The organism is Actinoplanes sp. NPDC051851, from assembly GCF_040681165.1.
GTDB lineage: Bacteria > Actinomycetota > Actinomycetes > Mycobacteriales > Micromonosporaceae > Actinoplanes.
In genome coordinates, this window is the sequence record NZ_JBFAYF010000026.1 from 42,866 (window position 1) to 54,913 (window position 12,048).

At 70.5% G+C, this 12,048-nt stretch carries 9 protein-coding genes; 5 read left to right on the forward strand and 4 right to left on the reverse strand.

Translation table 11 applies throughout. From position 1 onward, the window contains the following. Nucleotides 1-46: 46 nt before the first annotated feature. Nucleotides 47-3,334 carry a glycosyl hydrolase gene (locus tag AB0M08_RS24125; RefSeq protein WP_364497226.1) on the reverse strand — a complete coding sequence of 1,096 codons (3,288 nt, stop codon included), beginning with the start codon at nt 3,332-3,334 and terminating at the stop codon, nt 47-49. Between the two features lie 317 nt (nt 3,335-3,651). Between AB0M08_RS24125 and AB0M08_RS24130 the strand changes: the two genes are divergently transcribed. The 4 genes from AB0M08_RS24130 to AB0M08_RS24145 all read left to right on the forward strand — a co-directional run bounded on the left by AB0M08_RS24130 (nt 3,652) and on the right by AB0M08_RS24145 (nt 7,255). Continuing rightward, nucleotides 3,652-4,734 (forward strand): hypothetical protein, encoded by a 1,083-nt coding sequence (locus tag AB0M08_RS24130; RefSeq protein WP_364497229.1) that lies wholly within the window; start codon nt 3,652-3,654, stop codon nt 4,732-4,734. A gap of 251 nt (nt 4,735-4,985) precedes the next feature. Further along, nucleotides 4,986-5,807 (forward strand): hypothetical protein, encoded by an 822-nt coding sequence (locus tag AB0M08_RS24135; RefSeq protein WP_364497232.1) that lies wholly within the window; start codon nt 4,986-4,988, stop codon nt 5,805-5,807. Nucleotides 5,808-5,832: 25 nt separating this feature from the next. Further along, entirely contained in the window at nt 5,833-6,651 is an 819-nt protein-coding gene (locus tag AB0M08_RS24140; protein ID WP_364497235.1) for a hypothetical protein, read from the forward strand. A gap of 358 nt (nt 6,652-7,009) precedes the next feature. Next, nucleotides 7,010-7,255 (forward strand): hypothetical protein, encoded by a 246-nt coding sequence (locus tag AB0M08_RS24145; RefSeq protein ID WP_364497434.1) that lies wholly within the window; start codon nt 7,010-7,012, stop codon nt 7,253-7,255. A gap of 62 nt (nt 7,256-7,317) precedes the next feature. Here the strand turns inward: AB0M08_RS24145 and AB0M08_RS24150 are convergent, their stop codons facing one another. The 3 genes from AB0M08_RS24150 to AB0M08_RS24160 form a co-directional block, all read right to left on the reverse strand. Beyond that, nucleotides 7,318-8,718, reverse strand: coding sequence for a hypothetical protein (locus tag AB0M08_RS24150; protein ID WP_364497238.1), 1,401 nt, complete (start codon nt 8,716-8,718; stop codon nt 7,318-7,320). Between the two features lie 32 nt (nt 8,719-8,750). Further along, on the reverse strand, nt 8,751-9,041 hold the full coding sequence (locus AB0M08_RS24155) for a hypothetical protein (protein ID WP_364497241.1): 291 nt from the start codon (nt 9,039-9,041) through the stop codon (nt 8,751-8,753). Between the two features lie 142 nt (nt 9,042-9,183). Further along, nucleotides 9,184-10,608, reverse strand: a complete 1,425-nt coding sequence (locus tag AB0M08_RS24160) for an amidase (RefSeq protein ID WP_364497243.1) — start codon at nt 10,606-10,608, stop codon at nt 9,184-9,186. Between the two features lie 128 nt (nt 10,609-10,736). Between AB0M08_RS24160 and AB0M08_RS24165 the strand changes: the two genes are divergently transcribed. Then, on the forward strand, nt 10,737-12,047 hold the full coding sequence (locus AB0M08_RS24165; protein WP_364497245.1) for a radical SAM protein: 1,311 nt from the start codon (nt 10,737-10,739) through the stop codon (nt 12,045-12,047). Nucleotide 12,048: the final 1 nt, after the last annotated feature.

Here is a 12,048-nt window from a genome sequence, read left to right on the forward strand (position 1 = left end):
CAGAGCGTGGCCGGGCAGAGCGTGGCCGGGGCGGGGCGAGAGGAGGTCAGTGAGCCGGGAGAGCCGCCTGGCGGTACGGGGTCAGGGTGACCGGCCCGATCAGACCGTAATTCTGGATGACGCCACGGGCGGCGACGCTCGAGTCCAGGGCGGCGAGCCGGTTGTTCAGGGTCGTCGCGACGCGCACGGTGACGGTGTTGGCTCCGGCATGCAGGTGGGAGCCGAGATCGGCCGTGGCCGACAGTTGGTCGACGGGCACCGCCGTGCCGTTGACGGTGAGCGTGAACGTGTCGGTGACCTGCCCGAGGCGGAGGGTGGCGCCGTCGTCGCGGGACCAGGTCGACGACAGGTTCACCGTGGTCGTGTAGTGGCCGATGCCCGAGGCGCCGGCCAGCTCGGGGATCTGCGGCCAGGCCTTGAGCCCGGTGAGCCTGACCGTGACCGGATTCTTGGTGGTCGCGGTGCCCGCTGCGCCGGTGGTCCCGTACGCGTTGGCCGGCTGCCAGTCCTCGGCCGTGAGTGACCAGGTGGCCTTGGTGAGATCGAGGGAGGGAGCAACCGATGAGATCGTCGTCTTCACTCGGCGGCCGGTGTCGAGCGTGGTGGTGTAGGTGCCGGCCTTCGTGGCACGCACCGCCAGACGTCCGCCCGCGCTGACCACGGCATCGGCGGTGGTGGCGACGGCGTGTGCCGGCGATGCCCCGCCCCCGGACCCGTTGCCGGAACCGGCGCCGTTGCCGGAACCGGAGCCGTCGGCAGAACCGGCGCCGTTGCCGGAACCGGAACCGTCGGCAGAACCGGCGCCACTGCCGGAACCGGAACCGTCGGCAGAACCGGGGCCACTGCCGGAACCGGAACCGGCGGCAGAACCGGCCGACCGGCCCGCCGGGGAGAGCCGGCTCGGGTCCGAGGTCAGCGCGATGATCGTGGACGCGTCCCGGGCGAGCGTGACCCGGACCGTGACCGTACCGCCTTTACGGGTGTACTCCGCGATCGGCGTGACCTTCCCGGTGAAGGCGTCCAGGGTGTACGGCGTTCCGCGGCCTTCCAGGGTGACCATGGTGTCGAGGGCGTCCCCGGTCGCCATGCACGGGTTGTTCACGGTGACCGTGGCGCAGGCGGACGGCTCCTCGTACAGGTTGCTCGGGTTCTTGCCGTAGGACGCCGTCGAGCCGGGGTAGGCGTCGACGCCCTGGTTGTAGAGCCAGTAGTAGTCGGTGCCCCGGTCGGTACGCCGGACGCTCTGCAGTGTGGTCGGGGAGGCGGGTTCGGCCTGCGGGTGGATGCCGAGCCTGGCGAGCGTCGCGGGCACGTCGGCCTCGGCGGCGACCCGGTGCACGCTGCGCTGGGCGTAGATCTGGGCGAGCAGCCCGGTCAGCGTGGCGTCGGTGGAGGTGGGCATGGTGCCGGTGCCGGTGGGTGCGCCGACGAAGACGATCGGCATGCCGGACCGGGCGAACCGCAGGACGTCCTGGGCCGCCTCGACGGTGAGGGTGCCGCGGGCGGTGTTGGTGGAGGGGGTGAGGAATTGATCGATGATGAGGGCCTGGTAGTTCCGGGCGTTCGGGTAGTCGAAGAGCTTCTCGTCGAGGTAGTCCCAGGAGTACCCGGCACGCTGGAGTCCGAGGTCCTGCCAGTGGCGGTTGTCGGTGTCGGTGGTGGAGAACGCCGCCGGTGAGGAGTAGTTGCGCTGGTACACGGCGACGTCGACCTTGGCGCTGCCCTGGGTGAGAACGAGGTGGTTGCGGGCGAAGTAGTCGTTGATCGCGGCGGAGTCGGCCCAGTACGGCTCGGTGCGGTTCCACGCGTTGGAGAACCCGACCTTGGAGGCGCTGAATCCGAGCCCGGGCCAGGTGGATGTGGGCGTGTCGAGGTACGGGCGGATGTGGTAGACGATCCGGTTCACGCCGCCGGCGAACTCGTGGTTCATCCGGACGATCGCGTCCTGGTAGGTCTCGAGGTAACTGGCGTTGAGCACGGCGCAGCACTCGGTCGAGTACCAGGTGTTCCCGGTGACGTGGTTCGCCGAGGCCATCGGCCGGTACAGGTCGGTCTGGTCGCTGCCGGTCAGGGACTCGTACTCGGAGCGGTCCAGCACCGATGAGGTCTGCAGCTGGTCGCCGATCGAGGTGACCGGGCCGTCCTCCTGCTGGAGGCGCAGTCGCATGCCGTAGGTGTGTGCCCAGTTCTGGAACGGAAGGAGCCGGTTCTCGGTGAACAGGTCGCTGCGGACCCGGTTGAAGTCGGAGCGGATCCGGTCGGCGGTGCCGTCGGTGAACTCGTACGAGATGGCGGTCGGTGAGACGCCGCCCAGCCCGGCGCCGGCCATGGTCGGGCTGACCAGCGCGGCGAGGTTCGGGACGAGGTCGTACCCGGCGCGGGTGCGGAAGTCGGAGCGCATCGTGCTGGACCAGAGTTCTTCGGGTGCGCCCCACGGGTCGCCGGCGTGCGAGTCGACGAAGAAGTCCCCGCCGTTCTTCGTGACCAGCGACGCGAGTCCACCGGCGAAGTAGGCGTCGTACGCGTCGGTGACCTGCTTGGTTCCGGCCTTGGTGAGGGTCTCCGGCTGGACGCCGAACGGCACCGCGCGGAAGGTCAGCACGGTCCACTGGTTCCCGGCCGGTGCGGTGAAGCTGAGATTCCCGGCCGTCGACCCGTCCTGATACCCGTCGGCGTTCGTACCGGTCAGTGAGGAGGTCAGATCGTGGACGGAGGACCGGTCCAGCGGGATCGCGCCGGTGGTCGGGCAGGTGGGCGAGGCGCAGCGGTAGGCGAGGACCGCGACGATCGTCCCGGTCGTGGTGCCGCCGACCGCGCCGGTGAGCGTGGTCCCGCCGTCGACCAGTTGCGTGGTGGTCGACAGGGTGCGCCGGGCCAGGTCGTCGGTGCCCTGGTAGGTCGTGGTCGGCAGTCCGTTGGCCGCTTTGAGGCTGACCGTGATGCCGAGGCGGTTGGCCATGCGGTAGACCGCGGTGAGTTGCTCGGTGGTCGGGGTGCCGCCCTGACCGATTTCGACGCCGCCGATGTTGTGGTCGTACGCGTCCTGCAGGTCGGCTTCCAGGCCGGCGACGGTGGCGGTGGCGGGCGGGAAGTTCCAGCGCGCCCAGGGCATGTCGTTCTGTGGTGGGTCGGCGAACGTCGCCGCGGTGAGGGCGGTGACCGGGTTGAGCGCGGCCCAGTCGCCGGCGGCGAGGCCGGTCGTCCGGCCCGTCGAGGCGTAGGCGGTCGAGGCGAGGGCCGTCGAGGCGTAGGCGGTCGAGGCGTACGCGGTTCCGGTGGTGACGACGACCAGACCCGCGCAAACGGCGGCCAGCCATCTCGGTGTGTGTTTCATCGTTCTCGGCTCCTGACGGGAGTGTCAACAATTGAAACGTTTCACAAACGGGCGAGCACGAGCCACCGCACAAAGGCCACGAGCTGCGGCGGCACGGTAGACGGGGAGGCGGGGAAGTCGAAACTGTGTCGAACCTGTGACGAGCAGATTAATCGAAAAAACCTAGTGCGCAAGGTTTCCACTGGATGGACTTGCGCGACTGCGGGAAAGGGATCAATCTGGACGCTCCACACGAGATCATTTCGATACGCCACGAGGAGACACGGGTGAGGCGGGCCGGCTCCGACGATCAGGAACCGAACGACGGCAGATTTACGATGCCCGATCTACGGATAGCCGGTTACGTCGCGAACCACGCCGAGCACACCGCGGCCGAGCAGCAGAATCTAGGGCGGCACGTCGACGGCGTCCAGCTGCCGAACATCAAGGACTACTGGCCGGACACCCCGAACCGGCCGGGCTCCACCCGCCCGCCGGGCACCTCGACGCATCAGCCGCCCTGGGCCGCGTACCTGCCCAGCATCGCCGACCACCCGCGGACCGCCGGCACGTTCTCCGACGAGCACGGCGACCACTGGTGGGGCTGGCGCCCGGTGCTGCTCGTCGGCGGCCTCGCCCTGGTCGTGGCGACCGGGACCGTGCTGATCCTGCGTCCGGTTTCGATCACCGACCTGCAGCCCGACGCGGCCGCGGTCCTCCCGGTCGAGTCCGCCGGTACGACGGAGGCCGCACCGGTCTCCACCGCCCCGGTGAGTGTGGCCCCGACGCCGACCACGGCGAGCCCCTCCCCCTCGATCACCCCGACCACCGCGAACGCCCAGCCGGACCTCAAGCAGGCCCGCTTCGAGCTGGTCACCGGCGTCACCGAGCTCTCCGTCCGGTTCGCCGACATCGGCGACGACGTCTTCCGGGTCGACGCCCCCGACGACGCGGGCGTCGAGGCCGGCAGTTCCCTGGTGGACGGCGTCCTGAAGGTCGGCGCCAACTACACCGGCGCCGGCTCCGGCCGGGTGAACGTCCTGCTCAGCAACCGGATCACCTGGGAGCTGCGGATGCGCGAGGGCGTCAAGCTGGCCCAGTTCCAGCTCACCTCGGGCAACGTCGACAGCATCGACCTGGACGGCGGCGCCGAGACGATCAATATCGGTCTCGGGAAGATCACCACCACGCTGCCGATCCGCATGGACGGCGGCGTCAGCCAGTGGACGATCAGCACCGCCCAGAAACTCCCGGTCCGCGTCCTGGCCGGCAGCGGCGGCGGCGACGTCGTCCTCTACGGCACCCACAGCGGCGGCGTCGGCGCCGGCACCCTGACCCGCTCCGGCGACGTCGACAAGAACCCGGGCCTCGACATCGACGCCACCGGCGGCTTCGGCACCCTCACCGTCAAGCAGAGCTGACCGCCGCCGCCTTTCTCACCCCTTCTCCGGTACGCCCACCGCACCGTTCCCGCTCGCGCCCCCGCCCGCCGCGAGGCCACCCGCCGCGAGGCCACCCGGCCGACCGGCGTTCCCCTCCCCCACGCAGCGGAAACGTCCGGCACACCAGCAGATCGCCCGCACCGCGGTGTCAGCCGGGATAAGATGCGTTGACCGCCGCGCGTCTGGGGAGCACGCTGCCGCCATCGACCACTCCATCCCAAGGCGTCGATATGAGTCGTCGGAGAGAGCGACGCCCGGCCGCGCCGCCCGCACCACCGCAGCACCCCACGACGGTCGCTCCGCCCGCCGGTAGGGGCCGCCGTCTGCGCCACGCCGCCGCGTTCCTCGCCTCTACCGTCGCGGTCGCCGTGATCGGCGCGGTGTCCGGCCGTCTGGTCAACGACTACCAGCCCTCCCACGCCGCACCGCAGGGTCCGGCAGTCGCGGCGTTCATCGACACCGAAGAGTACCCACCGGACGGCACCCAGCTGATCATTCCCGGAGAGATAGAACAGGACCAGATCCCCACCTCGTACACCGCCGCCCACAGCTGGGCGCAGTCCCAGGGCGGCACGGAGACGCTCTCGTACCTCGACGTGACCCTGGAGGGCCGGCGCAGCCCGTCGGTGGTCATCCGCCAGATCCGGGCGACGGTGCTCAGCCGCCAGACCGCCGTGCCCGGTTCGCTGCTGCGGTTCGCCGGTTCGGAGGGCGAAACCGAGACGATCGATCTCGCCTTCGACCTCGGCGAGACCGTACCGGTCGCCCGGCACAACGACCCGGAGACCGGCCCCGGGAAGCCCTACTTCGCCGGCCACTTCATCACCCTGGGCCTCGGCGAGCAGATCGTGCTCAAGGTCGAGGTCCACCCCGCCCCCGCACTGTGCACGTGGCGGCTCGACCTGGACGTGGTGGCCGGCACCACCCCACAGACGATCACGCTCCCCGCCGACGGCCGGACCTTCCGCACCACTCCCGAACAGCCCAGCTACCAGGCCGCCTACGACATCGGCCCCGGCGACCAGGTCCGGGCCGCATCGGAGGGGCCGTGACGCGTACCCGGAAAAGGGTGTGAAGATGCGCGGAAGAACCAGGACCCTGGTCACTGCGGTCGCTCTCCTCCTCGTCGGCGCGGCCGGGTTCGCGGTGACCTACCGGGGCGGACCGTGGCGCGCCACCAGCACGGAACAGGCATCGACGGCCGGCGTGGAGAGCCCGTCCCCGGGCCCGCCGATCGACGTCGTCGGCGGGCATTTCACCCCATGGGACGGCGAGGTCCTGGACAGCATCGTGGCGTTCCCCACCGGACACACGCCCCGCATCACCGGCGACCCGCGAACCTGCGCGGACCTGCTGCGATCGCTGCGCAGCCAGGGCGGGTACGACTCCACCAGGTCCTACGTCCACGTCACCATTCACGCGAGCCGCCCGGTCGAGATCCGGATCGCGAACCTCCGGCCGCACGTGCTGGCGACGCCGAAGCCGGACCACGTCATCCCGGTGACCTGCGAGCCGGCGCCGGATACGCCCGTGACCCGGGTGCCGGAGGAGGTCCTCCTCTCGCTCGACGACGAGGCCCCGTCCACCGACTACCCCCAGGCCTGGCTGCAGCGCACCCCGCACTCGGGCGACGAGTTCCGGCTCACCCGCGGCGGCGGCATCCACCTGCTCGCGGGCGAGCAGGCGGAGATCGAGTTCGGCGTCTCCCAGGGCCCGGAGGCGGACTGGGAACTCCGGCTCGGCCTCCTGATCGACGGAGATCCGCAGGGGTTCACCGTCCGCGACGGCAACGAGCCGTTCCACTACGCCCCGAACACCGCCGAATCCGGCTTCCTCTGGTGCGCCTCCGATCCCGGCCGTGGCCTGCTCCCCGACGACGGCCCCGACACCTATTGACGCAGCAAACCGACAGCCATCCGCGAACCGTCTCGTCACGCGACGCGCTCCGCACAGGGCTCACCGAGCTTTCCCGCCGATCCGCGGCCAACCCTAGTCATTGCACTATTGGCGCTGGAATAGTGACGCGGGAAACACCGCCTTCGCGTCCTTCTCCGGCGTGAGAGTCACCGATTCCCACGGCGAGCCATCCGAGCACACTATTTCCGCATCTGCGCTGTTCAAAGCGGAGTTGAGTCGCGTTTGGACTGTTCCCATGAATAGATAGGGAAAGGCCAACCGGTTTACCCGCGTCAAGTTATTGGCCCCCTGTCATGGAGCTATAGTCGCCTGCATGGATCGAGCGGGAATTCGCCTGATGGGCGCACATGAGATCCGGGTCCGATTGGGCGGAGTCAGTCGCCAAAGGGTGTATCAGTTGACGTCCAAACCATCGTTCCCGACACCTATCGCCAATTTGGCACAGGGCAAGGTGTGGCTCGCCGACGAGGTCGAGGCCTGGCGGCGCAGGCGGCCCTGGTCCGCGCTGAGCGCCGAGACCCGGGCCTACTCCGACGCCGCGGCCGACGCCGCGTGCGAGGAGGACAGGAGGCGCATGGGGTGATCGGGTGATCTCTGCGGAACGGGCCGCCACCCGTTCCGCGCCGTCCTCCGGGGGCCACCGCCTCAGCGGGCGGACGCGAGCCTGACCGCCGCGCGCCGCGCCGCCTCCGGAGCGCCGCCGAGCAGTTCCAGCACCTCGCCGGGCAGACCTTCCGGCCGTACGCCGTACCGCTCGTGGAGATCCCGCAACGCCTCGGCGCGGGGTGCCTCCACGTCGGTCTCGCGCCAGACCGGGTCCCTGCCGGTCATCGCGAACCAGAGGGTCATGCCCAGCGCGTGCAGGTCGTCACCCTCCTCCGGGGCCTCCCCGCGACACTGCCGAGCGGGCGCGTACCCCGGCGTGCCGCCCGCGAAATGCACACCGTCGTAGCTGGCGAGACCGAAATCGACCACGCTCACCCGGGTGCCGTCGAGGACCACGTTCTTCGGCGCCAGGTCGCGCATCACCACGCCCCTGCGGTGCAGGTCGAGCACGATCGTGGCCAGGTCAGCGGCCAGCCGGCGCAGGGTCCGGGCACCGTCCGGGCCACTGCCGGCGCTCAGGTATCCGCCGGCCTGCCGGACCGCGTCGCGCAGGCTGTGCGAACCCTCGTCGCTGAGGGCCAGGAACTCGTCCGCGCCGTGCCGGAAGTGGTCCAGGACCCTCGGCACCCCGGTCATCCCGTCGACGGCGTGCAGGACCCGGCGTTCGTTGCGCAGCCGCAGCCGGGTGTCGAGGCTGCCGTCCTCCTCCGCGACGTACGCCCGCGCCTGCTTGATCACCACCGCGCCGCCGCCGGCGGTGTCGACGGCCCGCAGCACGTCCCCCCGGGCCGACGACTGGATGACGCCGGTCACGCGGTAGCGCCCGCCGAACAGGACCGGCTCCGGCGTCCGCTCGGCCTCGGCGGCGGTCGCACCGGTGAACGGGTCGATCGTCCACGGTGGCTGCCGGTACGCGAGGGTGGCCGCGCCGTCGAACTCGGTGCCGTCCGGTCCCCGCATGGGCGCGAGCCGGCGATCGCCGGCCTGATCCTCCGCCGCCTGCAGGAACGGGCCGTACCGGTAGTAGACCGGGGCGGACGGGTCCACCCGGCGGTCGCTGAGCACCCGGGGAGCGCCGACGCCGCGCAGCAACGCGGCCAGGCACAGACCGAGTTCCCGGGTACGGCGATGGTCCGGATAGACGGTGATGGCCTTGCCGACGAGGGCCGGCGCGGAGGCCCCGTCGTTGAGGCGGCGCAGCACCTCCTCGGAGACCGCCAGCTTGAACGGGCACCGCTCGGCCAGGAGCACCGGAACCACGAGGCGCACCACGTCGGCGTATTCCACGGCGCGGGCGGAGAGGTGCAGCTTCCACCCGTGCTCGGGCATCTCGGCGCCCGGCGGACGGACCCGGACCCAGGCCGGGGTCGTATCGACGCGGAAGCCGGGGGCGGCGTTCTCCCGGACGAAACGCTCGATCACGTCGGCGCCGCGTCCCACGGAACCCGCCCCCGGCTGCGGCCGACCGAGAATCAGCTGGCCGGCGCGGAGTCGATGACGCCGAACCTGGTCCAGTCGTTGCTCCGCTCGCTGGCACCCATCGTGCCGAACCGGGTCCAGATGACGTCGTTGCTCAGTTCGTCCGCGCTGATCGCGCCGAACCGGGTCCAGATGACCTCTTTGCCCGGCCCATCGGCGCCGATCATACCGAACCGGGTCCAGATGGCGTCGCTCGCCGGCTCGTCGGCGGTCGTCAGACCAGCCGCCGGTTCCACGGTCTCGCTGCCCGCGTCACGCGGTTCCCATTCCTTCAGGACGTCCATCGGAGTCTCCCCTCGTGGGTGCCGAACCGGTTCGCACCCGGCGGCGGAACAATCGACGTGAGTGTATGTCCAAATGATACGGTCGGCCAGAGCGAGATCGAGGATGACCGCGATGGAAAATCGTCGGCCCGGGTCGCGCCGGTCAGCAGTCCGGGCGCCAGGCCGGATCGTTCCAGAGCCCGAGCTCCCGCTCGGCGGCGGCGCCGACGTGGAAGGCCGTCACGTCGTCGTAGGGGCGGGCCACCACCTGCACCCCGGTCGGCACCCCGTTGCCGGCCCGGCCGGACGGCACGTTCAGCACCGGGTGACGGCTGGCGATGTTGAAGACCGGGGTCAGCGCCGCCATCATGTGCATCGGGAACCGGCGGCCGGCCACCTCGACGCCGTCCGTGTAGTCCCGTCCGGCCTCGAACCCGGTCGTGCCCAGCGTCGGGCAGATCAGCGCGTCGTGCGCGGCGAACACCGCGGCGAGCGCGGCGTGCACGGTGGCCTCCCCGGCCAGGCCGCCGACCACCCCGGTCCGCTCCAGCGCCTCGGCCGACATCGCCAGGAACTGCCGGGTGTACGGCATCAGCGCCGGGTGCCGCGCGTCACCGATCTCGGCGACCGCCGCGGCACCCATGATCGCGCCGTAGTGCACGAACGCCGTCTCGCTCGCCGCCTCCAGGGAGAGCGGGACGGTCACCTCCTCGACGATCGCGCCGGCGCTCTTCAGCGCGCCCGCGAACGCCCGGGTGTTCGCCTCGACCTCCGGCTCCACCGGGAAGTCACCGATCGTCACGGCGAGCGCGATCCGCATCCCGCGGACGTCGCCGAGCTCGGCCGGGATCGGCAGCGCGGGCAGCGACACGTGATCGGCCGGATGCCGCCCCTGAACGATGTTGTGGAACAGCGCCACGTCCGCGACGGTCCGGCCCAGCACCCCGTCGTGGCAGTACACGTCGAGGTTGAACGGCGGCAGCGCGGGCACCCGCCCGTAGGGCGCCTTGAACCCGACCACACCGCAGAACGACGCCGGCAGCCGGATCGAGCCGCCGATGTCCGAACCGCTGGCCAGGTACGCCGTCCCCGAGGCGAGCGCCGCCGCCGAGCCACCCGACGACCCGCCCGGGGAGAACGCCGGATTCCACGGATTCCGGGTCACGCCCCACAGCTCACTGTGCGTGAAGCCGGCACAGCTGAACTCGGGGGTCGTGGTCCGCGCGTGGACGAGCGCGCCGCTCGCCAACGTACGATAGGCAAGGGGGTGGGTTTCGTCGGCGATCTGGCCTTCGGTGAGAAGCGAGCCCAGCCGCAGCGTGCGACCGGCGATCGGCTGCTCCTCCTTGAGCACCACCGGCAGACCCTCAAGCGCTCGCGGAGCGTCACCACGCCCGGCGTACCGCTCACCGGCCGTGATCGCCGCCGCCCGGTAGTCCTCGTGGTCACGTTCGAGGAGCGCGTTCACGGTCGGCTCCACCGCGTCGGCCCGCGCCACGACCGCGTCGTACACCTCGACCGGCGACAACGTCCGCTCCCGGAACGCCCGCAACACCGCGGTCGCGCTGAGGTACTCCACGCCACTCATGCGCCGCAACGTAGGACGCCCGAACCACCCCGTCAACAATGTCACGAACATCTCCATCCCCCGCCCCGGTGGCGTACCCGGGATGTGATGGCATGTGATGAGGTGAGCAGCAAAGGAAGGGACACCCCATGCAGTCGCGCACCGATCTCATCGAGGACCTGATGTCCCGCTTCCCACACGTACCGCGGGAGGCTGTCATCAAGGAGGACCTGCTCAGGGGTGGTCTCGCGTTCGACGAGTCGGCGCTGACCGACAACGAGTCCGGCGACGTCAAGCCCAAGTCGTACTTCATCTTCTCGTTCGACCACCGGACGCTGCCCGAGCTCGGCGAGGCCGCGCTGCGCCGTCCGCCGGAGGAGATCGTGCTCACCGGCGGCCCCTACGATCTCCGCCGTACGGTCGTCTCGGTCCGCACCAACCCCGACTCGCCGTACCGGGTGAAACCGGACGCCGACGGACGGCTGATGCTGCACCTCGACGACCGCCCGATCGCCGACGTCGGCCTGCCCCCGATGCCGGACTACTACCGGCACACGCTCGCCAACGGCAAGCAGGTGATGGAGGTCGCGCCGACCATCCAGTGGGGCTACCTCGTCTACCTGACCGTCTTCCGCGTCTGCCAGTACTTCGGCGCCAAGGAGGAGTGCCAGTACTGCGACATCAACCACAACTGGCGTCAGCACAAGGCGGCCGGCCGCCCCTACACGGGCGTCAAGCCGGTCGACGAGGTCCTCGAGGCGCTCGAGATCATCGACAAGTACGACACGCTGAAGACCTCGACGGCGTACACCCTGACCGGCGGCAGCGTGACCTCGCAGGTCGGCGGCAAGGCCGAGGCCGACTTCTACGGTCAGTACGCCGAGGCCATCGAGGCGCGTTTCCCCGGCCGCTGGATCGGCAAGGTGGTCGCCCAGGCGCTGCCCAAGGCCGACGTGCAGCGGTTCAAGGACTACGGGATCCAGATCTACCACCCGAACTACGAGGTCTGGGACAAGCGCCTCTTCGAACTGCACTGCCCCGGCAAGGAGCGCTACGTCGGCCGCGAGGAGTGGCACCGCCGCATCCTCGACTCGGCCGAGGTCTTCGGTCCGCGCAACGTGATCCCCAACTTCGTGGCGGGCATCGAGATGGCCGAGCCCTTCGGTTTCCGGACCGTGGACGAGGCGATCGACTCCACCGGCGAGGGCCTGCACTACTTCATGTCGAAGGGCATCACCCCGCGGTTCACCACGTGGTGCCCGGAGCCGACCACGCCGCTGGGCAAGACCAACCCGAACGGCGCACCTCTGGAGTACCACATCCGCCTGCTGGAGACGTACCGCGCGACGATGGACCACTACGGCCTGTCCAGCCCGCCCGGCTACGGCCCCGCGGGCCCGGGCAACGCGGTCTTCTCGGTCAGCTCGTTCATGGACAGCCTCCCCGCCGAGCAGAAGTAAC

Coding starts and splice junctions, on each gene's coding strand:
- AB0M08_RS24165 (WP_364497245.1), top strand. CDS start 10,737: ATGCAGTCGCGCACCGATCTCATCGAGGACCTGATGTCCCGCTTCCCA.
- AB0M08_RS24130 (WP_364497229.1), top strand. CDS start 3,652: ATGCCCGATCTACGGATAGCCGGTTACGTCGCGAACCACGCCGAGCAC.
- AB0M08_RS24140 (WP_364497235.1), top strand. CDS start 5,833: ATGCGCGGAAGAACCAGGACCCTGGTCACTGCGGTCGCTCTCCTCCTC.
- AB0M08_RS24125 (WP_364497226.1), bottom strand. CDS start 3,334: ATGAAACACACACCGAGATGGCTGGCCGCCGTTTGCGCGGGTCTGGTC.
- AB0M08_RS24145 (WP_364497434.1), top strand. CDS start 7,010: ATGGGCGCACATGAGATCCGGGTCCGATTGGGCGGAGTCAGTCGCCAA.
- AB0M08_RS24135 (WP_364497232.1), top strand. CDS start 4,986: ATGAGTCGTCGGAGAGAGCGACGCCCGGCCGCGCCGCCCGCACCACCG.
- AB0M08_RS24160 (WP_364497243.1), bottom strand. CDS start 10,608: ATGAGTGGCGTGGAGTACCTCAGCGCGACCGCGGTGTTGCGGGCGTTC.
- AB0M08_RS24155 (WP_364497241.1), bottom strand. CDS start 9,041: ATGGACGTCCTGAAGGAATGGGAACCGCGTGACGCGGGCAGCGAGACC.